Source organism: Pseudomonas sp. PF05, from assembly GCF_056521845.1.
Genome location: NZ_JBWLPW010000003.1, coordinates 1 through 20,571, shown reverse-complemented (window position 1 = coordinate 20,571; position 20,571 = coordinate 1). Strand labels below are relative to the sequence as shown.

Here is a 20,571-nt window from a genome sequence, read left to right as displayed (position 1 = left end):
CAGAGTCAGGCAAAGTTCCTGTGGGAGCGGGCAAGCCCGCTCCCACAGAAATCACTGCCCGGCGATCTGCGCCTTGGTGTAGAACCCGTCCTTTTCCAGCAGGTCGATGTTGTCCTTGGTCAACGCAGTAGGGGTGAGCAGGATGGTGTCGACTTTCTTGCTGCCATTGTCGTATTGCGAGCTGAAGGTGGGTTTCTCGTTGCGCGCCAGTTGTACCGAGAGCTTGGCGGCTTCGGAGGCGATCAGCTTCAGCGGCTTGTAGACGGTCATGGTCTGGGTGCCATCGATTACGCGCTTGACCGCTGCGAGGTCGGCGTCCTGGCCAGAGATCGGCACCTTGCCGGCCATTTTCTGTGCGGCCAGGGCCTGGATGGCGCCGCCGGCGGTGGCGTCGTTGGAGGCGACGATGCCATCGATTTTGTTGTCGTTGCGGGTCAGGGCGTTTTCCACGATGCTCAGGGCTTCGGTGGGGTTCCATTCCTTCACCCACTGCTGGCCGACGATCTTGATGTCACCCTTGTCGATGGCCGGTTGCAGCACCTTCATCTGGCCTTCACGCAGGACCTTGGCATTGTTGTCCGTGGGGGCGCCACCGAGCAGGAAGTAGTTGCCCTTGGGCGCGGCCTTCAGCACACCGCTGGCCTGCATCTCGCCGACCTTTTCGTTATCGAAGGAAATGTAGGCGTCGATATCGGCGTTGAGGATCAGTCGGTCGTAGGACACGACCTTGATCCCGGCCTTCTTGGCTTCGGCGATGGCGTTGGTCAGCACGGTGGCGTTGAATGGCACGATGACGATCACATCGACGCCGCGGGAGATCAGGTTTTCGATCTGCGAGATCTGCTTCTGCTCGTTGGCATCGGCGGACTGGACGAAGACCTTGGCGTCGAGTTTTTCCGCCGCCGCGACGAAGTAGTCTCGGTCCCGCGACCAGCGTTCCAGGCGCAGGTCATCGATGGAGAAACCGATTTTCGGATGGGCCGCATCGGCCATGACCGGAAGCGAGAGCAGGGCGAGGGCGCCGGCGAGCAGGGTACGTTTGAATGTATTCATGTGGTGCGTCCTTTTATTGTTGTTTGAAAGACACTGCCTGACGATGAGCGTGATACCGGGTAGAACTGTAGAGCGTTGCAGGGCGCCATGGGCACAGATTTGTCGCGCGAATGTAACAGCCCCTGTGCCCCGACCATTGCCCGTTGTCAGGGGTAGATGAACCGATTGACCACGTTCTCGAGCATCTCCTGGCGCCCGCTGACGGCCTGGGGGTTCAGCTCGTGTTCGAAGGCATGCTCGGCCAGTGTTTCAAGGCTGAAATTACCGGCCAGTACCTCTTTGCCAAACGGTTGCTGCCAGCCGGCATAGCGCTGGTCCTTGAACTGTTGCAACTGATCGTTCTGCACCATGGCCGCCGCGCGTTCCAGGGCAAGGGCCAGGACGTCCATGGCGGCGACATGGCCGTGGAACAGGTCGATATCGTCCACGCTCTGGCGCCGGACCTTGGAGTCGAAGTTGAACCCGCCATTGCCGAAGCCCCCGGCCTTGAGGATTTCATAGGTGGCCAGGGTCATTTCCTCGACGCTGTTGGGGAACTGGTCGGTGTCCCAGCCGTTCTGCGGGTCGCCACGGTTGGCGTCGATGCTGCCGAAAATACCCAGGGAGACGGCCGTGGCGATCTCGTGATGGAAGCTGTGCCCGGCCAGGGTGGCGTGGTTGGCTTCGATGTTGACCTTGATCTCGTTTTCCAGGCCGAACTGTTGCAGGAAACCGAACACCGTGGCGCTGTCGTAATCGTACTGGTGCTTGGTCGGCTCCTGGGGCTTGGGCTCGATCAGCAGGTCGCCCTTGAAGCCGAGCTTGTGCTTGTGCTCGACCACCATGCGCATGAAACGACCCAGCTGTTCGCGCTCGCGTTTCAAGTCGGTATTGAGCAGGGTTTCATAACCTTCACGGCCACCCCACAACACGTAGTTGGAGCCTTTGAGACGCTGGGTGGCGTTCATGGCGCTGAACACTTGGGCGGCGGCGCAGGCAAACACCTCCGGGTCCGGGTTGCTGGCGGCGCCGGCGGCAAAACGCGGGTTGCTGAAGCAATTGGCGGTGCCCCACAACAGCTTGATCCCGGTCTCTTCCTGATGGCGCTCCAGGTGATCGACCATCTGGGCGAAGTGGTTGCGGTAGTCCTTCAGCGAGTTACCTTCCGGGGCGACATCGGTGTCGTGGAAGCAGTAGTAGTCGATGCCCAGCTTGGAGAAGAACTCGAAGGCCGCTTCGGCCTTGCCGATGGCCACCTCCATGGGATCCCCAGCGTGCTGCCACGGGCGCTTGAACGTGGCGGCACCGAACACATCCGACCCCGGCCAGACAAAGGTATGCCAGTAGCAGACCGCCATGCGCAGGTGCTCGCGCATGGGTTTGCCGAGCACCACTTTGTTGGCGTCGTAGTGACGGAAGGCAAGCGGTGAATCGCTGTTGGAGCCCTCGTAGCGAATCTTGTCGACACCGGGGAAGTACGGCATGTGCAATTTCCTTTTTATTCTTGGCGGTGTCTCGATACTAACGCCGGCCCTGTGGCTGCTGATTATGAAAATCACCAATGGGCAGTTCGATTTTGAGTATTGAGATTCGTCGGCTGCACGCCTAGTCTGTGTCGACCGGCACAGGGTTAAACCAATGAAAACCGTCCCGCCCGTTCACCGCATTGCTCTGTTGTTCAACGGCAGCAAGATCTACGACCGCGGCATCATCAGCGGCATCGGCAATTACCTGAGCAGCACGCGTGCGTCCTGGGACTTGTTCCTCGAGGAGGATTTTCTCTGTCGCTTGAAAGGCATCGAGCGCTGGCAGGGCGACGGGATCATCGCCGACTTCGACGACCCACTGATCGGCGAGGCGCTGGCCGGGATCAAGCTGCCGGTGGTGGCGGTGGGCGGCTCTTACCAGGATGAACGCGCCTACCCCAAGGGCATTCCCTATGTTGCCACCGACAATGATGCGTTGATGACGTTGGCCTACGAGCACCTGATCGAGGCCGGCTTGACGCGTTTTGCCTGTTTCAGCCTGCCTGAAGCACAAGCCAATCGCTGGGCCCAGGAACGGGAAAAGGCCTTCCGCCGGCTGGTGCAGCGCGACGGCCTGCACGCCGAGGTCTATCGCGGCATGGGCACCAGCGCACCGCTGTGGGACAGCGCCGTCGAACAGCAGATCGCCTGGCTGCAAAGCCTGCCCAAACCCATCGGCATCATCGCCGTCAGCGACGCCCGCGCCCGGCAGCTGCTGCAAGCCTGCCTGACCGCCGGGATTGCCGTGCCCGAGCAAGTGGCGTTGATCGGCATCGACAACGATCCCCTGACCCGCAGCCTGACGCGGGTGCCGCTGAGCTCGGTGATCCAGGGCACCGAAACCATGGGCCGCACCGCCGCGCGCCTGCTCCATCAGATGCTGCACGGCATGCCTTCCACGGGCACGCAGATCCTGATACCGCCGGATGCGATCAACGTTCAGGTATCGAGCCTGCATCAACCGTTGGGCAACCCTTATGTCATGCAGGCGCTGCTCTTCATCCGCCAATACGCCTGCCAGGGCATCAAGACGGCCCAGGTGGCGGCCTATGTGGGAGTGTCGCGCTCATCGCTGGAAGCGCACTTTCGTAAGGAGCGCGGTTGCAGCGTCCACGACGAAATCCTGCGCTTCAAACTCGCCGCCGCCGCCAACGGACTGGAAAACACCGACGCGCCGATTGCCGACATCGCCCAGAATTGCGGCTTCAAATCGGCGCAATACCTGCACACCGTGTTTCGCCGCGAGTTCGGCTGCACCCCTCGGGAGTATCAGCAGGGGGCCAATGCGACGATGTAGGAGCTGTCGAAGGCGCTGTTGTAGGAGCAGCTGTTGTAGGAGCTGTTGTAGGAGCTGTCGAGTGCAACGAGGCTGCGATCTTGTCCCAAACAATTGAGTCAAAAGCGAAAGATCAAGATCAAGATCAAGATCAAAAGATCGCAGCCTTCGGCAGCTCCTACAAAGACCATCGTGAGCAAGCTCTCCCGCCACAATGGGTACACCACCGAGCCTTCCTTGTGGCAAGGTTGCGGGCTTCATCGAATATTTAGGGACGGAAGGAATGACGCTCAGAGTCATGGTGGTCGGCGGGTATGGAAACTTCGGCAGTATCGTCTCCAGGCACCTGGTGGTGATGCCAGGCGTACAGTTGGTGATTTCGGGGCGCGACGCCCAAAAACTGCAGCGCAAAGTCGATGAATTGAACGCTCAATCGGGCACTGTGTGTGAAAGCTGGTGCGGCGACGCCTTGGGCGCGGGCTTCAAATCTGTCCTGGGCTTGATGAACATCCAATGGGTCATCCATACCGGCGGCCCATTTCAAGGGCAATCCTATGCCGTTGCCGAGAGCTGCATCGACGCGGGCGTGAACTACTGCGACCTGTCCGATTCCAGAGCCTTCGTCACCGGCATTGGCGCACTCGACGCCCGGGCAAAACAGGCAGGCGTCGCGGTCCTCAGTGGTTGCAGCTCAGTGCCGACGCTCTCGGCGGCCCTCATCGATCAGCAGCGGCATCGCTTTAAACGCATCGACACGATCGAGCATGGTATTTCCTCTTCGGCCAAGATGCCGGGGTTGTCCACCGTCGAAGGTGTTCTGGCCTATGCAGGCAAGCCGATCAAGCAACTCAGGAGTGGCCGGGTACATGAGGTCCTGGGATGGCAGGATCTGACGCTTCGCAGAATGCGCTATATGGGAACCCGGGTACTGGCCAATGTCGACGTGCCGGACATGGATATCTTCGCCAGCCGCTATGGTGCGCAGACCCTGAGCTTCAAGGCCGGCTCAGGCCTGAAGCTTGGCGGCGTTGCCAACTATCTGCTGGCCCAGGCAATGAGGATGGGGATGGTGCGTGACCATGCCCCTTGGGCCGCCAGGCTTCATCGGTGGGGACTCTGGTTCGAACGATTTGGCGATGGCAAAAGCGCAATGTACATCGACGTCCAGGGCATCGGTGCCGATGGCGAACCGCTGTCGATGAACGTGCAGCTCACCGCCATGAACGACAAAGGGCCGGAAATTCCCAGCTGTGCAGCCGTTGCCTTGGCGGCAAAAATCGCCCAAGGGTATCTGCCCGCACCCGGTGCTCGGGCCTGCGTGGGTGAAATTACCGTCGATGAATACATGGCTGCCATCAACGACCCCGAAAACTTGAGCCTGTCTGTACACTTCTCTGACGAGCAGGGCTGACAGATGCTCTATCTTTGCCTGAAGTACCTCCACATCATTGCTGCCATTTTCCTGTTCGGCTTCGGCATGGGGTCCTACCTCTACCTGATCGCTGCCAGCCGCACCGCCAACCCTCAGGTTATTGCCCACGTGGCCAGGACCGTCGTCCAGTTCGACACCTGGATTACCACGCCGGCGGGCTTTATTCAGATAGGGACGGGCTACCTGCTGCTGAGGCTGGCCGGACTTCCCCTGACCACTGCATGGATCATGACGTCGTTGATCATCTTTCTTTGCGTGGGCGCGCTCTGGCTTCCGGTGCTGGTGCTCCAGAAGCGGCTATACGTGATGGCTTCGAACGCGGTTGGGGATGGGAGGGCGCTCGATGATCGATACTCATCCGTGTATCAAAAATGGTTCTGGATGGGCGTTTTTGGATTTTTGGGGATGTTTGTCATTGTGCTGATCATGGTGACGAAGATGACGCCACCTCAGTGGTTCGAGCTACTGACGGGCTGAGTACCGATCCGTTCCACCGGATTGCTAAGGATTGCCCGTTATTGCGCTGCCTTGAGCTTTCTGACTTGGACCAGCAGCATGGACCTTTCAGCGGTTTTTACGAACAGGTCATAGGCCTCCAGGTAGAGATAGGTGCTACTGGACTTCAGTCCATTGTCTGCGCTGCACGTCACATTGCGCGCCAGCCCCAGCAGCGAGGCGAAGTGTTGTGCCGCAGGAAAGGATTCACGCACCGAGCATTCAAACTTCTGCACGAAAGGTTTGCCCGTGCTGGCAGCCAACGTCTTGCTGTAGCCCAGAGCACTGCCAGGCTTGAGGTTTTGCCAGTCCCCAACCAAATCGATGCTCGTCAGGCGACTTTCTTGGGCGGGCAGGCCATCGACCCCGGCGTCGCTCGTCGCGGCCAGTTCGATCAACCCGCGCCAGCGGACGCTCACCTGTTTACTACTCAATGCGCCAGTTGCCTGCTCGCGCCATATGCCGCGAGCAGGACCTGGCTGCAGGTGCAAATCCATAGGCGTGTCTTTGATCACGGCACTTGGCGCCATCGGGGAGACCGCGTCATATGTGAGTTGCAAAGGGTTGAGGGTGTTGGTCGGTTGTCCTTGAGGCAGTGCGCTCACCTGGGCCAACAGCGCTGCCGGTACCAGCGGCGCAGGCAGGTTTGGCGGTGGTTTTTTCCGGCGCGGGCCGGGTGTGGCGAGTTTCGTCAAGTGGGTGGGCTCGGCACACACCGCGTCAATCAACTGAGCGCGTTGCGCTGCGTCGAATGCACTGTCGAGTGGCTGGCCGGGTGGCGGCAGCAGGCCTTGGTCGCTTAAACGATAAGTCAGGCGGGTGCTGGCTTGGCGGGTTGCGCAATTGATTTCTACACGCTCGAACCGGCGATCGTAGGGCTTGCTTTCATTTTCATCCAGGCGCGGGCGCGCATAGTCGATGCCTGCCCATATCGAGCGTTGGGCGTTGTTCTGGCTCAAGGTGCCCGAATCCAGCAATACGGTATCCTCGCCGTCGGCGGCTAGTTGCCGCCAACCGCTGTCTTGGACCGTTTGGCACATTTGCCGAGCCATGGCTCGTGCCAGAGGAATCCAGAGTCAGGGGATCAGCCTGTCAAAAGCCACGTATCCACCACCCGCCGATCCAGCTCCTCCCAATCCGCCATGCCCAGTACCCGAGTGGTGTTCAACCCGCGCAAATAACCGCGCAGTTGATTGGCCGTGGCCCGCTTGAGCTCCGGATCGAGTTCGGTCTTGCTTAGCAGCACGCTTTCGTACTGGATCAGGTAATCAGCCACCCGCTCACGGAAGTCGGGCAATACCGCGTCGCGAATCAGATCAAACGTTCTCATGGCTATACCCCCTCAATCTTTCTCGGCTTGCAACTATTGCTAGGAGTAATAGTGACCATTACGAAATGCAAGTTCTGCTTTGCCGACAATCATTGGAAAATCAACGCCATCGAATACGCAGCCCACTATTTTATTTTCAGGACCCCACCCATGCGCCCTTTATTTTTGCTTCCCCTGGCGTTTTTCCCGTTGTTGCTGGCCGGTTGTGTCTCGGCACCGAACAATCCGACCCTGACCTTGCAGACCAGCAAGACACCGGCCCAATACGCTGAATGCGTCGTGCCGAAATTGCAGGGCAACCCGATGGTCTCGCAGACCCAGCGCAGCTACCGCATCGTGGTGCCGAGCAAAGTCTCGGCAGACAACGTGCTGGAAGCCTACAAGGCCGGCAGCGGCGGCAAGGTGTTCATCTACGAGCGGCATTTGCTGGCCTCCAACCTCCTGCCTTCGAGTTTCGAACGCGCCGCACAGGAATGCATCTGAGCGGCCCGTAAACGTTTTTCACTGTGCTCCTTTGGTTGGCCGCAACCAACCAATTTTCTTGCCCCGCACCGTATTCGGTCGCGGGGCTTTTTTTGTGTGCTGGTTGAGGTGGCTTGGGTTTGACGCCTCGCTGCATAACCGGCACTATTTGCTCGTTTATGATCATTAGTGCTCGTTTATGCAGGTTGTAACGTCATGACTTCTCCTCACGAAGCGTTCCCCGGCGAACGCCAGCAATTGATCAGCGAGCGTCTTGCCCGGTATGGCCGGGTGATCGCGGCTGACTTGGCCAGCGAATTCAATGTGTCCGAGCACTCGATACGGCGTGATCTGGGGGCATTGGCAGCGGCGGGGGTGTGCAAGCGCGTTTATGGCGGCGCGATACTCGTGCCCGCTGTCGAAGGCTCATTGGACGTACGCGTGCGCAAAGACCCGGCGCGCAAGGGCAGTCTCGGTCAAGCGGCCGCCGCACTGTTGCGTGCGGGCCAACATGTGTTCATCGACGCCGGGTCGACCAACCTGGCCGTGGCCTGCGCCATCGATCCGCAACTGCAGCTGACCCTCACCACCAATTCGCCGCTGATTGCGGTTCAGTTGATGAAGCTGCCCCGCGCTGAGGTCATCCTGCTGGGTGGCCGCTTGAGTCCAAACGCGGGTGTCGTGATCGGGTTGACGGCTGTCCAGCAATTGCGCCAGTTCAGTTTTGACGTGTGTGTCCTCGGCGCCTGCGCCATCGATCCGGACAATGGCGTCACGGCGTTCGGCCTGGATGACGCGGAGTTCAAGCGCGCGGTGGTCGCGGCAAGCGGGCAGGTGATCGCGGCGGTGACCAATGAGAAACTCTCCAGCGTTGCCCACTATCAGGTGGCCGCCTGCGAAGAGGTCGCCACCCTGGTGGTCGAGCACGATGCGCCGCGTGAGCGGCTGGAGCCCTTCTTCGGCCGGGTGACCAACGTCGTGACTGCATCCAGTGAACCGCGGCAGGGCTGACCTCTTTGCTGCACTGCTGTTGCCCTGTTGTGCCGGACGATCGGATAGATACTGCACGGTTCCCATTGTCCGCCGGGCGATTTGCGTCTAGTTTGCTGGCCGATCACAAGTACAAAAATCAGGAGTCATCGATGCAACCGATTCGTCTCGGGCTGGTGGGGTACGGCAAGATTGCCCAGGATCAACACGTTCCAGCCATCCACGCCAACCCCGCGTTTCAACTGGTGGCTGTCGCCACGCAAGGGCTGCCTTGCGCCGGGGTGGATAACTTCCGGTCCCTGGGCGAACTGCTCGAAAACGGTCCGCAGGTCGATGCCATTGCGTTTTGCACACCGCCACAAGGTCGATTTGCCCTGGTGCAACAGGCGCTGGCGGCTGGCAAGCACGTGCTGGTGGAAAAACCGCCGTGCGCCACGCTGGGAGAAGCCATGGCGTTGGTGGAGCAGGTCCGCGAGCAAGGCGTCAGCGGCCTGTTCGCCTGGCATTCGCGTTACGCGCCGGGCATCGCAGCCGCCCGTGACTGGCTGGCGAGTCGCACCTTGCAGAGCGTGCAGATCGACTGGAAGGAAGACGTGCGCAAGTGGCACCCCGGCCAGGCGTGGATCTGGCAACCCGGTGGCCTGGGCGTCTTCGATCCGGGTATCAATGCCTTGTCGATTGTGACCCATCTGCTGGCGTTGCCGCTGTTCGTGGAGTCCGCCGAGTTGCGCGTGCCGGACAACTGCCAGTCGCCGATTGCCGCCAGCATCAAGATGGCCGACGCGCGCCACCTCGATGTTCGTGCGGAGTTCGATTTCGACCATGGCCATGACGAGCTCTGGAGCATCGAGATTCGCTGCGCCGAAGGCGTCCTGCGCCTGGACAACGGCGGTGCACTGTTGAGCATCGACGGCGTGCGCCAGGCTGTATCCGAGGAAGGCGAGTACGCGGCGGTGTATCGACATTTTCAGCAACTGATTGCCGACAACGCCAGCGACATGGACCTGCAGCCGCTGCGGTTGGTCGCGGACAGTTTTTTTGTCGGCAGCCGGACGGCGGTCGAGCCGTTCTACGATTAATCCAGGGAATTGCAGTTGAACGAACAGACCTTGTCCATGCGCCTGGAGCGCGTGGCGGCGCATATGCCAGCGGGTGCGCGCCTGGCCGATATCGGCTCGGATCACGCTTACCTGCCGGTAGCCTTGCTGCGCCGTGGCGCCATCGCGATGGCGGTGGCTGGCGAGGTGGCGCTGACGCCGTTTCGCGCCGCCGAACGCACCGTGGGCGAGAATGGCCTGGGACAGCAGATCAGCGTACGCCTGGCCAATGGCCTGGCGGCGATCGAGCCGGAAGACGGGATCACCGCGATCAGCCTCTGTGGCATGGGCGGCGAGACGATCCGCGACATCCTGGACAGCGGCAAAGCGCGGTTGAGTGGCCAGGAACGCCTGATCCTGCAGCCCAACGGCGGCGAGCAACCGCTGCGCCAATGGCTGATGGAGAACGACTACCGCATCCTCTGCGAGGAAGTGCTGCGGGAAAACCGTTTCTACTACGAGATCATCATCGCCGAGCGCGCCGGGCCGGTGACGTACACCGCCGAGGAGCTGTACTTCGGCCCGCTGCAGCTGCAAGCCCGTAACCCGATCTTCCTGGCCAAGTGGCAGCGCCTGCTGTGCCAGAAGCAAAAGACCCTCACCAGCTTCGCCAAGGCGCGGCAAGCCGTGCCGGAAGAGAAGCTGCAAGACATAGCCCGGCAGGCCCGTTGGATCACTGAGCTGTTGGCTTGAGTCGCTGAGGTTGGCTGTGCCGACGTCATCGCGAGCAAGCTAGCCACAGGGGGTTGCGCAAGTCCTTTCTGTGTGAGCGAGCTTGCTCGCGATGAGGTCATCAGCTAAATGCCACGTTCTCCAGCCGCCTGATTATCGGCCCACCACCGGGTAGTGCTTGATACGACACGCATACGAGTTGCCGTCGCCTTTACAGACGCCATCCAGGTAACGGTACTCGACCTGTAGCGACTGTCCTTTCCGGGGCCATTGCCGGCGGGGGAGCGTGGCTTGGTAGTCCGGGGTTTCCGGGGTGAAAGTGAGCAATGAGCCTTGCGCCGGACACTCCACCGAGGAGGACTTTGGCCTGGCTTTCACGATCTGCGCCTGCAGCTGCGGATAGGGTTGTTTCAGGACCTCGACGATACGCAGCTCCAGGTGACAGATCTGCCACGTCGAGGCCTGGACCGGCTCGCACAGGAAGGCGAGCGTCAAGGCAGACAGTCCGAGGCACGCTGCGTGAGTGTTCATGGTTGCCCTTGTTTGAGGTGCTGACGTTTGCGGGATCATAGCGTGGCATTGCGCCTTTGCCTGGATCAACCGTACTGACGGCTTGGGGCGATCGCCAGGCGCTGGCCTTTGATCTATTGCTTGCGACTCAAGTGTCTGGGACAAGATCGCAGCCTCGCTTCGCTCGACAGCTCCTACAGGAATAATGTCGATAAAAAGTTTTATTGACTAAAAAATTACATCGAGTAATTATTCTCCTGCATCTGCTTTCACGCAGAGTCATTTTGCAGGGGCAACCCGATGAATCAGAACACCGTGCCTTCACTGGCCAGTCTTTACGTCGAGACTCACGAATCGTCATTTGACGCACGCCTGGCGCCTTCACTCATGCAAGGCTTTCCCGCCGAACCCCAGCGCCGCGTTACCTGGCACAACTGGATGAGCCCACCGTTCAACCAATGGGGTTTCCGCAACCTGGCGCGCTTGCGTCCTTGCATCGACGTGCAGGCCGGCAGCGGGCCGGTCAGCGCGTTCAAGCAGGCGCTCCAGCCGCTGGATGAGCTGCACTTCGACAGCGAATGTGGCTTGAGCATCAGCGTGATCGATCACCTGGTCGCCAGCCAGACCGATGCTTTCCTGGTCTTGCAGGGCGACACCGTACTGTTTGAGCGCTACTTCAACGGCCAGTGTCCCCAGGACCGGCACATCATGTTTTCGGTGACCAAGTCGCTGATCGGTGCCTTGGGCGAGCAACTGGTCTGCGAAGACCTGCTGGACCCTACGTTGACGGCCGCCCATTACGTACCGGAACTGACAGGCAGCGCGTTCGGCGATGCGACCGTGCGCCAGTTGTTCGACATGGCCGTGGCGGTCGATTACAGCGAGGTCTATGAGGATCCGGATTCAGAGAGTTCCCAATACGGTTACGCCTGCGGTTTCCAGCCGGCGCCGGCGCAGTACGCGACGTTCGAATCCCTGTACCAGTACTTGCCCTCACTGCGCAAACGCGGCAGTCACGGTGGCTTTTTCCATTACGTGACGGCCACCACCGAGGCGTTGGCCTGGGTCATGGAGCGGGCATCAGGCAAGGCCTGCCATCAGTTGCTCCAAGAGATCTGGAGCCAGTTGGGCTGTGAACGTGACGGCTACTTCCTGGCGGACCCCTGGGGCCGCAGCGTCGCCGGTGCCGGTTTCAGTGCGACCTTGCGTGACATGGCGCGCTTCGGCCGTCTGCTGGCCAACGATGGCCGCCAGGGTGGGACACAACTGCTCTCGGCCGAGGCGCTGGCCGGTATCGCCGCCGGAGCCGACCCCGCGATCTACGCTGCATCCCCTGACTTTTCGAGCTGGACCCCAGGCGCGTCCTACCGCAGCCAATGGTATGTCTTCAACGACCACAGGCAGGCGCTCATGGCCGGTGGCATCCATGGTCAATACCTGTTTATCGACAAACCGTCCGGCGTGGTGATCGTCAAGCAGTCGTCCCTGGGCGATGCCGTCAGCCCATTCGACGGCGACAGCGTGCGCATGCTGCGTGCCATTGCGGCGCACCTGACGCCCTGACGTCATCCGATAAACACAAGAATTTTGCGTTCCGCTCACCTGGCCCCACCAGGTGTTGGCGCGGTTTTGCGCCGCCATTTACTGCCCTGTAACAACAATAATCACACAGGAGCTCCATATGGTTTCCATGATGCGTTTGTCCCGAACGTTCCTCGTGCTCGGGTTACCCTTGACCGCCCAGGTTGCCTGGGCGGGCTACACCTTCGAGGAGGGCAACCTCAAGGGCGAGGTCAACTTCAGTGCCGGTGGCGCAGTCCTTTCTACCCGCAACGTCAACTTTGGCGGCGGCGTGGTGGACATGCGCAGCGGCAAGAATCGCGGTACGAAAATCGACTGGCAGGAGTTATACGTCAAGCCGGGCGTCAAGTTGGAATACGCCGTGCAGCCGGATTTCAGCCTGTTGGCCGGTGGCTCCCTGGTGGGCGCGACCACGTTGGGTGATGGCGATGCCGGTGGCTTCTCCCGCAGCTCCGATGGCAAGGTGTCGACCGAAGAGTTCTATGGCGGTTTCCGGGCCGGGGAGTGGACGGTCACCGGCGGTCGCCAGAACTACATGATCGGCAACGGTTTCATTGTGATGGATGGCAACCTCGACCAATTGAATGACGGTGCCTATTGGCTCGCCCCACGTACCGCCTTCAAGGAATCGGCGGTGGTCGCCTGGGACCATGGCGCGTTGAAGGTCCAGGGCTTCAGCCTGGGCACCGACAGCGACCTGGGTGACTTTCGCATGAGCGGCGTGAACCTGGACTACAACCTCGACGACCAGGTGACGCTGGGCGCCACCGCGTTGAAGGTCAAGGCCATGGGGCCCAAGGGCAGCACGTTGCCGCGTCGCCGCGATGGCATGCTGGTGTACAACGTCAGGGCGTTGAACGCCAGGCTCCCGGGCATCCCGGACCTGACCCTCAATGCCGAATATGCCCTGGAGCGAGGCAGCGGCGAAGGCGTGGATTACGACGCCAAGGCCTGGTACGGCCAGGCGGATTACACCTTCAGCACGCTGCCGTTGACCCCGGTGATTGGCTACCGCTACGCGAGCTTTTCCGGCGACGACAACCTCACCGACAACCGACAGAAAGCCTGGGATCCGTTGAGCAAGGGCTTCGTCGACTGGAGCACCTGGCTGATCGGCGATGTCGTCGGCAACTACCTGCTGTTCAACAGCAACGAAAACGTCCAGCAGTTCTCACTCAAGACCCACCTCAACGAAACCCTTACGCTGGGGGCGATCCACTACCAGTTCTGGCTCGACGAAAAAAACTACATGGGCGCTGCCGTCAGTGACCGGCGGTTTGCCGATGAGAGTGTCGTCTTCCTGGATTGGGCGCCTTCGAAGTCGCTGTCCACCTCGCTGTCCTATAACTGGGTCAAGCCCATGGCAGCGGCCAAGCAAGTGTTCGGCGACGACCGGAAGTTCAGCGCGCTGGAACTCTACTTCACCTACCGCTATTAAGTGCCGCGAGCCTTCGCGGCCGCGCTGGAGTGTTTGATCATGAGCCTGTTTTTGCGCAACACCTTGCTGGGCGCTGTTGTTTCGATGCTGGTCAGTGGCGCGAGCCTGGCCGAAGAGCGGACGGTGCGAATCTACAACTGGATCGAGTACCTGCCGCCTGAAATCCTCAAGAGCTTCCAGGAGGAAACCGGCATCCGTCCCATCTACGACGTTTTCGACAGCGTCGAGACCTTGGAGTCCAAACTCCTGACCGGCAACTCCGGGTATGACGTGGTCTACCCGAGCAGTTCCAACGTCAGTCACCTGATTGCCGCTGGCGCCGTCCAACCCCTGGACCGCAGCCAGTTGCCGAACTGGCAGCATCTGGACCCCGAGTTCATGAAGTCCCTGGAAGCGGTGGGTGATCCGGGTAACCGCTATGCGGCGCCGTACCTGTGGGGCACGACCCTGATTGGCTACAACGTCGACAAGGTGCGCCAGGTGCTGGGCGCCGATGTGCAGATGAACACCTGGGACATCCTCTTCAAGGAAGAGAACATGGCCAAGCTGGCCAGTTGTGGCGTCGGTCTGCTGGACGCCGCCAACGAGATCGTACCCATCGCCTTGCACTACGTAGGGCTGGACCCCAACAGCCAGAAACGTGAGGACTATGCAAAGGCGCAGGCGGCCATGCTCAAGGTTCGCCCGTATATCACCTACTTCAATTCGTCACGCTACGGCATGGACCTGGCCAACGGCGAGATCTGCGTCGGCGTGGGTTGGTCCGGCGGGGTGGCGCTGGCTAAACGACTGGCCGAAGACGCTGGAAAAGGTGTCAAGGTGGAAATGGCGTTGCCCAGGGAGGGCGCGCCGATGTGGTCGGACGTCATGATGGTGCCCACCAACGCCCCTCATGCCCAAGAGGCCTACGCGTTCATCAACTACATCTTGCGTCCCGACGTCATTGCCCGGATCAGCAACAAGATCGGTTACCCCAACCCGAACAAGGAAGCCACGGCGCTGGTCAACGCCGATATTCGCAACAACCCAGCCATGTATGTGCCGGACGAGGCGCGCAAGACCCTGTTCGCGTTGGAGCCGGTGCCGGCGGCAGTGGAGCGGATCCGCACCCGCACCTGGACTGGCATCAAGACCCATCGCTGATCAGCGTGACCCGGCGTTGCGGCGCCGGGTCCGTATCGGTGGGGAACGCCCTCAGGTGCGCATGCCCCGGAAGAGCAATTCGGTGATCCGCCGGACCTGGGTGGAGTGTGCCTCGATGTCCGGTTGTTCCTGGTTGACCAACCTGAACAACTGCAAGTGCGAATAGTCGTTCAACAGGAACGCGGCCAGCTCGACGTCGAGGTCGGCGCGCAACTTGCCGGCCTGTTGCAGTTCCCTGATCAGCCCACTGATTTCGGCCCTGAGTGCATCGTTCATGGCGCGATACCCCTCGGGCAGCCCGTTGTCGCCACCAAACAGGATCAGCGGCAGCAACTCGCGCCACAGGCTCGGGTGCATGACCTCCAGCGCGTAGCCGGTCAACAGCCGCTCCAGATAACACAGCGCTTGGACCGGGTCGTCGATTTCAGGCATCTGGTTGCGGGTGTCGGTGAGTGCGCGCTGGTCGGCGTCGTGCAGGATCTCCAGGATGATCTCCTGCTTGTTGCCGAAATACTTGAACACCGTGGGAGCCGATACGCCGGCCTGGCTGGCGATCTGTTCGATGGTGGTGTTCTGGAAACCCTGGCGCTCGAACAGTTCGACCGCCGCCTTGCTGATGGCTTGGCGGCGTTCGGCTTTTTGACGTTCACGCAGTCCGCTCACGGGAGGTCCTTGTTGTGGGAAAGAAGAGGATAGAGGGCCGGAGCTCCCGCAGGTGCTTGGTTGCCGTCGGCGCTCAGGTACCACGCAAAATACTTAACTGGGTAAAAAATTTAAAGCGGTTATTTCGATGGTTCACCTTTGAAGTGCGGCAACCCGCTGGTCATTGAGGTGAAAACACTCACTTGGGGGCTGGCACTTACCTGAGGTTACGTTGTCAGTACTTGGCGTCCGTAGCGGCGACGATCGGCTCTGATAGCGACACGTCAGCAACATGACGCTCTTTTTTTTGACGCCTTCGGGCAAGTGACTCGCGATGGATTGCGCCGGGACCGACTATTCCTATTGCGGGTTGATTCTCTATGCGCTTTCTACTCGATCCGCGTCATGACATTGATGCTGCCTTATTGAGCTACCGCCGGGTGTTCTGGGCCCTGGCATTGTTCAGTGGCGTGATCAATCTGTTGGTGCTGGTGCCGTCGCTCTACATGATGCAGGTCTACGACCGGGTCCTGACCAGCCGCAACGAAACCACCTTGTTCATGCTCACCTTGATGGCCTTGGGGCTGTTCATGTTCAGCGCCCTGATCGAGTGGGTCCGTGGCGAGGTGATGATTCGCATGAGCGCGGGGCTGGACGATGCCTTGGGGGAGCGGATTTTCGACGCCGCCTTCTCCCGCAGCCTGCGCGAGCACAACGCCAACCCGGCGCAGGTGCTCACCGATCTGGCGACCCTGCGCCAGTTGATTACCGGGCAGGGCCTGATCGCCTTGCTCGATGCACCCTGGCTGCCGATCTTCCTGCTGGTGGCGTTCATCTTTCACCCCTGGTTCGGCGTGCTGACACTGGTGCTGGCCTTGGTGCTGATCGGCCTGGCGCTGTGGGGAGAACTGGCGACGCGAGCACGCCTGGGGGAGGCCAATCGACTGGGGGTGCAGTCGTCTATCTATGTGAACAGCACGCTGCACAATGCTGAAGTCATCCAGGCCCTGGGCATGCTCGGGCCGCTGCGTCAGCGCTGGAGCCTGTTGCAGCAACGGATCATTGCCGCTCAGGCCCATGCCAGCGATCGCAGCGCGCGTATCACCTCGACGACCCGTTTCGTGCGCATCTCCGGGCAGTCCCTGGCGTTGGGGCTGGGCGCCTTGCTGGTGCTTGAAGGCCAACTGTCGGCAGGCATGATGATCGCTATGTCGCTGTTGCTGGGACGGGCCCTGGCGCCCGTGGAAATCGCCATCGGCTCGTGGAAGCAATTCAACGCCGGACGCCAGAGCTACCAGCGCCTGAGCCAATTGCTGGCCCAGCATCCGCGCGAGCGCCTGCGCATGCCGTTGCCACCGCCGACCGGCGCGGTGCGCCTGGAGCAGTTGTATGTCGGTCCGCCGGGCGCTTCGCAGCCGATCCTGCGCGGGATCAATTTCAGCCTCGCCAAGGGCGATGTGCTGGCCGTGGTCGGCCCCAGTGCCAGCGGTAAATCGACCCTGGCCAGGGCGCTGGTCGGGGTATGGCCGGCCATGGGCGGGTCGGTGCGCCTGGACGACGCCGAGATCAGCCAGTGGTCCCACGACGCCCTGGGCCCACACCTTGGCTACCTGCCGCAGGACATCGAGTTGTTCGACGGCACTGTCGCCGACAACATCGCCCGCTTCGGTGAGCAGGACGCCGACAAGATCATCGTCGCCGGGCGTCATGCCGGCATTCACGAAATGATCCTGCGCTTTCCCAAGGGCTACGACACGCCGTTGGGCCCCGGTGGGCTTGGCTTGTCCGGTGGGCAGAAACAACGCCTGGGCCTGGCTCGCGCGCTGTATGGACGGCCATCGCTGATCGTGCTCGATGAGCCCAACTCCAATCTCGATGACGCTGGCGAGCTGGCGCTGGTGCAGGCCATCAGTGCGCTCAAGGCGGCTGGCAGCACCGTGGTGTTGATTACTCACCGACCCAGTGTGCTGGCGGTGGTCGATCACATCCTGGTGCTCAAGGACGGTACTCAACAAGCGTTCGGCCCACGGGACCGGGTGCTCAAGGCATTGATGCCGGGGCCGAGACCGGCCGCGGTCAGGGAGGCGGGCGGCGATGCGTGATCTGACTCCAGGAACACAAGCGTACAGCGAGCAGGGGCTGAGCGTGCGCAGCACCACGACACTGCCCAGCGCCAGCACCGACGCCGGGAGCGCGGCTCGCTATGGCGTGGGATTCCTGGTCCTGACGCTGGGTGGTTTCCTGCTCTGGGCCTGCCTGGCGCCGCTCGACCAAGGGGTGGTAGGCAGCGGCACCGTGGTGGTGGCGGGGGAGCGCAAGGCGGTGCAGTCGCTGGTCGGTGGGGTGGTGGAAAAACTGCTGGTCAGCGATGGCGACCGCGTCACCCAGGGGCAATTGCTCGTGCAACTCAATACGGTGCAGGCGCAGTCGCAACTGGACGTGACCTTGGGCAAGCTGCTCAATGATCGCAGCATCGAGGCGCGCTTGATTGCCGAGCGCCTGGGCAGTGCCCAGATCCAATGGCCCGCGGAACTGCTGGCGCACGCCGACGAACCGCGAGTCAAGGCGGCCATGGCCTTGCAGAGCCAGTTGTTCATCACCCGCCGCGCGGAGCTGGGCAGCCGCTTGCAGATCATCGAGCACGAAGCCGCGGCCTTGCAGCAGCAATTGCTTGGCTACGAAGGCGTCAAGCGCAACTACGACGCGCAGATGCGCTTCCAGCAGCAGGAACTCGAAGGCCTGCGTGATTTGGCTCGGGAGGGTTATGTTCCGCGCAACAAACTCTTCGAGGCCGAGCGCAACGCGGCCCAGTTGGCGGGGCAGATCGCTTCTGGTGTGGGTGATGTCGGCAGGACTCGCCAGGCGATCAATGAAAGCCGGCTCAAGGCCTTGCAGGCGCAGCAGGAATTCCGCCGCGATGCCGAAACCCAGCTCAGCGAAGTCTCGGCCGAGGCGGCCGGTTATGCCGATCAGATTCGCGCCTTGCAGTTTGAAGTCGACAACGGTGCGATCCGTGCGCCGGTGGCCGGGCAGGTCATGGACGTAAGCATTCATACCGTCGGCGGCGTGGCGCAGGCCGGCCAGACCCTGATGCAAGTGGTGCCGCTGGATGCACCGATGGCGATCACCGCGCGTTTCGAGCCGCTGATGGCCAACAAACTGCGTCCGGGCCTGCCGGTGCATGTGCATTTCACGGCGCTGCAGCGGGTGGATACGCCAACGGTTACCGGCACGGTGACGACGGTGTCGGCGGATCAACTGATCGATGAACAGACCCACCAACCGTACTTCTCCGCCAAGGTCGAGATTCCCGCCGACACCGTGGTTGCGTTGCAGGGCGCAGGCTTGCTGGTGCGCCCGGGCATGCTCGCCGACGTCACGGTGGTGACGGGCGAGCGCACCTTGATGAACTACCTGATGAAGCCTTTGCGTGAACGCTTGCTTGCAGCCTTCAAGGAGGAATGAGCGTGGTCGATCGTTGCCGCTACCGTTTGCGTGTATTGCTGAGCCTGTGTGCGGGTTGGGCGGCGCTCAATCCGGTGTGGGCCGCTGAGGGCGGTCTGAGCCTGACCGCCGCTTATGATGCCTCGCGCCTCAACGATCCGACCGTGCAGTCGGCTGCCCACGCCTATGAAGCTTCGCGGCATGAAGAAGACATCGGGCGTGGCGGCCTTTACCCGCAAGTGTCGCTGACCTCGCGCTACGGCTACGGCGGGCGGACCGACGGCGGTGATGACAGCACCTATGTCAACAGCAACGATTACCAGGCGAACAACGTCACCCTGGCGGCGCAACAGCCGCTCTACGACAAGGCGCGCTGGGCGGCGTACCAGGAGGGCAAGGCGCGCGGTCAACTGGGCGTCCAGGTGTTCGACGTGGCCGGTCAGACCCTGTATGACCGGGTGGCGAAGGGGTATTTCGATGTTGCCCGGGCGGAGAACGAAATCAAGTTGATCGCCCAGCAAAAGTCCGCCATCCGAGGCTTGGTCATTCAAAGTAGAAAGCTTTATGAGGGCGGCCAGGGCGCGATCACCGATATCGATGAGGCCCAGGCGCGGCTCGATCTGGTGCAAGCCCAGGAAGCTGAAGCCCAGGCGCGCCGGGTGGCGGCTTTGCGGGCCTTGTCCGGGCGTGCCAGCGTGCCCATCGATGACATCTTGCCGATGCGCGAAGAGCTTGCCGCCGGTAGCCCGATTCCGCCGGAACAGGACTTATCGTACTGGACGGCGATTGCCCGCCAAGCCAGCCCCGAGCTGGCCGCCCGGCTGGCGGCGGTGAAAGTGGCCGAAGCCCAGGCTGACAGCCAGCGCGCCGGGCATTATCCCACCTTGTCGCTGACCACCCAGTTGACCCGCCGGGAAACCCGTCAATACCAGGAACTCGACCCGCGCCAGGACACCTACTACGTGGGGGTGCAGTTGGACATTCCGTTGTATCGTGGCGGGGCGGTACGGGCCTCGGTGGCCAAGGCCGAAGCGCAACTGGCCGGCGCCCAGTCCGACTACGACGTGCAACGCCAGCAACTGGCCGAGGATATCGAGGCCGATTACCTGGGCGTCGTGGCCGGGTTTGCTAAGAGCAAGGCGATGCAACGGGCGGTGGAGTCCAACCAGCGAGCGCTGACCTCGACGGAAAAAGGCTTCCAGGGCGGCGTGCGTTCCACTGTGGATATTCTTGATGCGCAACAGCGGGTGTTCCAGGCTCGTCGAGATCTGCTCGATACCAAGCTCGACATGCTGCAAAGCTATGTAAGCCTGCACACCCACACCGGGCAGATGAACCGTGCGGTGTTGGAACAGGTGCAAAGCTTGTTCTAGACAATCCAGGGCTCAAGTTTGCAACTTATCCCTGTGTGAGGGCTTGTTCGCGCAGGCGGTGGGTCAGTCTGCCTTGATGTTGGATGTGCCGCGGTCATCGCGAGCAAGCTTTGCTCCCACCGTTTGGA

General features: G+C 61.4%; 19 protein-coding genes. 13 read left to right on the top strand and 6 right to left on the bottom strand.

Annotation, left to right across the window (positions count from 1 at the left end; genetic code table 11):
• Positions 1–51: 51 nt before the first annotated feature.
• Both xylF and xylA read right to left on the bottom strand, forming a co-directional pair.
• The gene (xylF, locus tag AC09SL_RS07780; RefSeq protein WP_058545253.1) at positions 52–1,053 is read right to left on the bottom strand and encodes a D-xylose ABC transporter substrate-binding protein; all 1,002 of its coding nucleotides are present in this window, start codon (positions 1,051–1,053) and stop codon (positions 52–54) included.
• Positions 1,054–1,199: 146 nt separating this feature from the next.
• Positions 1,200–2,516 carry a xylose isomerase gene (gene xylA / locus AC09SL_RS07775; RefSeq protein ID WP_058545254.1) on the bottom strand — a complete coding sequence of 439 codons (1,317 nt, stop codon included), beginning with the start codon at positions 2,514–2,516 and terminating at the stop codon, positions 1,200–1,202.
• Positions 2,517–2,670: 154 nt separating this feature from the next.
• Here xylA and AC09SL_RS07770 point away from each other — a divergent pair, with 154 nt between their 5' ends.
• The 3 genes from AC09SL_RS07770 to AC09SL_RS07760 all read left to right on the top strand — a co-directional run bounded on the left by AC09SL_RS07770 (position 2,671) and on the right by AC09SL_RS07760 (position 5,743).
• Positions 2,671–3,855, top strand: a complete 1,185-nt coding sequence (locus tag AC09SL_RS07770; RefSeq protein ID WP_058545255.1) for a XylR family transcriptional regulator — start codon at positions 2,671–2,673, stop codon at positions 3,853–3,855.
• Between the two features lie 262 nt (positions 3,856–4,117).
• Complete coding sequence (locus AC09SL_RS07765) at positions 4,118–5,245, top strand: saccharopine dehydrogenase NADP-binding domain-containing protein (protein ID WP_058545256.1); 1,128 nt, start codon at positions 4,118–4,120, stop codon at positions 5,243–5,245.
• A 3-nt stretch (positions 5,246–5,248) separates the two neighbouring features.
• Positions 5,249–5,743 carry a DUF2269 family protein gene (locus tag AC09SL_RS07760; protein ID WP_058545257.1) on the top strand — a complete coding sequence of 165 codons (495 nt, stop codon included), beginning with the start codon at positions 5,249–5,251 and terminating at the stop codon, positions 5,741–5,743.
• 38 nt (positions 5,744–5,781) lie between these two features.
• Here AC09SL_RS07760 and AC09SL_RS07755 read toward each other — a convergent pair whose 3' ends face one another.
• On the bottom strand, positions 5,782–6,801 hold the full coding sequence (locus AC09SL_RS07755) for a surface-adhesin E family protein (protein ID WP_058545258.1): 1,020 nt from the start codon (positions 6,799–6,801) through the stop codon (positions 5,782–5,784).
• A 44-nt stretch (positions 6,802–6,845) separates the two neighbouring features.
• A complete protein-coding gene (locus AC09SL_RS07750; protein WP_058545259.1) occupies positions 6,846–7,091 on the bottom strand; it encodes a hypothetical protein in 246 nt (81 codons plus the stop codon).
• 150 nt (positions 7,092–7,241) lie between these two features.
• Between AC09SL_RS07750 and AC09SL_RS07745 the strand changes: the two genes are divergently transcribed.
• The 4 genes from AC09SL_RS07745 (at position 7,242) to AC09SL_RS07730 (ending at position 10,333) form a co-directional block, all read left to right on the top strand.
• Positions 7,242–7,574 (top strand): hypothetical protein, encoded by a 333-nt coding sequence (locus tag AC09SL_RS07745; protein WP_064106923.1) that lies wholly within the window; start codon positions 7,242–7,244, stop codon positions 7,572–7,574.
• Positions 7,575–7,769: 195 nt separating this feature from the next.
• The gene (locus AC09SL_RS07740; protein ID WP_058542386.1) at positions 7,770–8,564 is read left to right on the top strand and encodes a DeoR/GlpR family DNA-binding transcription regulator; all 795 of its coding nucleotides are present in this window, start codon (positions 7,770–7,772) and stop codon (positions 8,562–8,564) included.
• Positions 8,565–8,695: 131 nt separating this feature from the next.
• Positions 8,696–9,622: a Gfo/Idh/MocA family protein gene (locus AC09SL_RS07735; RefSeq protein WP_058542387.1), complete on the top strand. Its 927-nt coding sequence runs from the start codon at positions 8,696–8,698 to the stop codon at positions 9,620–9,622.
• Positions 9,623–9,637: 15 nt separating this feature from the next.
• A complete protein-coding gene (locus AC09SL_RS07730; protein ID WP_058542388.1) occupies positions 9,638–10,333 on the top strand; it encodes a tRNA (adenine(22)-N(1))-methyltransferase in 696 nt (231 codons plus the stop codon).
• Between the two features lie 132 nt (positions 10,334–10,465).
• Here the strand turns inward: AC09SL_RS07730 and AC09SL_RS07725 are convergent, their stop codons facing one another.
• On the bottom strand, positions 10,466–10,843 hold the full coding sequence (locus AC09SL_RS07725) for a hypothetical protein (RefSeq protein WP_058542389.1): 378 nt from the start codon (positions 10,841–10,843) through the stop codon (positions 10,466–10,468).
• 279 nt (positions 10,844–11,122) lie between these two features.
• Between AC09SL_RS07725 and AC09SL_RS07720 the strand changes: the two genes are divergently transcribed.
• The 3 genes from AC09SL_RS07720 (at position 11,123) to AC09SL_RS07710 (ending at position 14,984) form a co-directional block, all read left to right on the top strand.
• Positions 11,123–12,385, top strand: coding sequence for a serine hydrolase domain-containing protein (locus AC09SL_RS07720; protein ID WP_058542390.1), 1,263 nt, complete (start codon positions 11,123–11,125; stop codon positions 12,383–12,385).
• Between the two features lie 118 nt (positions 12,386–12,503).
• Positions 12,504–13,841, top strand: coding sequence for an alginate export family protein (locus AC09SL_RS07715; protein WP_058542391.1), 1,338 nt, complete (start codon positions 12,504–12,506; stop codon positions 13,839–13,841).
• Between the two features lie 39 nt (positions 13,842–13,880).
• Entirely contained in the window at positions 13,881–14,984 is a 1,104-nt protein-coding gene (locus tag AC09SL_RS07710) for a polyamine ABC transporter substrate-binding protein (RefSeq protein ID WP_058542392.1), read from the top strand.
• 51 nt (positions 14,985–15,035) lie between these two features.
• On the opposite strand, the gene AC09SL_RS07705 is transcribed toward AC09SL_RS07710, so the two are convergent.
• On the bottom strand, positions 15,036–15,647 hold the full coding sequence (locus AC09SL_RS07705) for a TetR/AcrR family transcriptional regulator (RefSeq protein ID WP_058542393.1): 612 nt from the start codon (positions 15,645–15,647) through the stop codon (positions 15,036–15,038).
• A gap of 359 nt (positions 15,648–16,006) precedes the next feature.
• On the opposite strand from AC09SL_RS07705, the gene AC09SL_RS07700 reads away from it, so the two are divergent.
• Genes AC09SL_RS07700 through AC09SL_RS07690 form a run of 3 tightly spaced genes read left to right on the top strand, consistent with a single transcriptional unit; the run spans position 16,007 to position 20,443 of the window.
• Positions 16,007–17,728: a type I secretion system permease/ATPase gene (locus tag AC09SL_RS07700; RefSeq protein ID WP_058542394.1), complete on the top strand. Its 1,722-nt coding sequence runs from the start codon at positions 16,007–16,009 to the stop codon at positions 17,726–17,728.
• The gene (locus AC09SL_RS07695) at positions 17,721–19,091 is read left to right on the top strand and encodes an HlyD family type I secretion periplasmic adaptor subunit (RefSeq protein ID WP_058542395.1); all 1,371 of its coding nucleotides are present in this window, start codon (positions 17,721–17,723) and stop codon (positions 19,089–19,091) included. Before AC09SL_RS07700 ends, AC09SL_RS07695 begins: the two co-directional genes overlap by 8 nt.
• 2 nt (positions 19,092–19,093) lie before the next feature.
• A complete protein-coding gene (locus tag AC09SL_RS07690; protein ID WP_058542396.1) occupies positions 19,094–20,443 on the top strand; it encodes a TolC family outer membrane protein in 1,350 nt (449 codons plus the stop codon).
• The last annotated feature ends 128 nt before the right edge of the window (positions 20,444–20,571 follow it).

Bases quoted from the DNA above. Each gene is read 5' to 3' on its own strand.
- AC09SL_RS07760 (WP_058545257.1), top strand. From the start codon at position 5,249: ATGCTCTATCTTTGCCTGAAGTACCTCCACATCATTGCTGCCATTTTC.
- AC09SL_RS07740 (WP_058542386.1), top strand. From the start codon at position 7,770: ATGACTTCTCCTCACGAAGCGTTCCCCGGCGAACGCCAGCAATTGATC.
- AC09SL_RS07710 (WP_058542392.1), top strand. From the start codon at position 13,881: ATGAGCCTGTTTTTGCGCAACACCTTGCTGGGCGCTGTTGTTTCGATG.
- AC09SL_RS07750 (WP_058545259.1), bottom strand. From the start codon at position 7,091: ATGAGAACGTTTGATCTGATTCGCGACGCGGTATTGCCCGACTTCCGT.
- xylA (WP_058545254.1), bottom strand. From the start codon at position 2,516: ATGCCGTACTTCCCCGGTGTCGACAAGATTCGCTACGAGGGCTCCAAC.
- AC09SL_RS07755 (WP_058545258.1), bottom strand. From the start codon at position 6,801: ATGTGCCAAACGGTCCAAGACAGCGGTTGGCGGCAACTAGCCGCCGAC.
- AC09SL_RS07695 (WP_058542395.1), top strand. From the start codon at position 17,721: ATGCGTGATCTGACTCCAGGAACACAAGCGTACAGCGAGCAGGGGCTG.
- AC09SL_RS07735 (WP_058542387.1), top strand. From the start codon at position 8,696: ATGCAACCGATTCGTCTCGGGCTGGTGGGGTACGGCAAGATTGCCCAG.
- AC09SL_RS07745 (WP_064106923.1), top strand. From the start codon at position 7,242: ATGCGCCCTTTATTTTTGCTTCCCCTGGCGTTTTTCCCGTTGTTGCTG.
- xylF (WP_058545253.1), bottom strand. From the start codon at position 1,053: ATGAATACATTCAAACGTACCCTGCTCGCCGGCGCCCTCGCCCTGCTC.
- AC09SL_RS07715 (WP_058542391.1), top strand. From the start codon at position 12,504: ATGGTTTCCATGATGCGTTTGTCCCGAACGTTCCTCGTGCTCGGGTTA.
- AC09SL_RS07700 (WP_058542394.1), top strand. From the start codon at position 16,007: ATGCGCTTTCTACTCGATCCGCGTCATGACATTGATGCTGCCTTATTG.
- AC09SL_RS07720 (WP_058542390.1), top strand. From the start codon at position 11,123: ATGAATCAGAACACCGTGCCTTCACTGGCCAGTCTTTACGTCGAGACT.
- AC09SL_RS07725 (WP_058542389.1), bottom strand. From the start codon at position 10,843: ATGAACACTCACGCAGCGTGCCTCGGACTGTCTGCCTTGACGCTCGCC.
- AC09SL_RS07770 (WP_058545255.1), top strand. From the start codon at position 2,671: ATGAAAACCGTCCCGCCCGTTCACCGCATTGCTCTGTTGTTCAACGGC.
- AC09SL_RS07765 (WP_058545256.1), top strand. From the start codon at position 4,118: ATGACGCTCAGAGTCATGGTGGTCGGCGGGTATGGAAACTTCGGCAGT.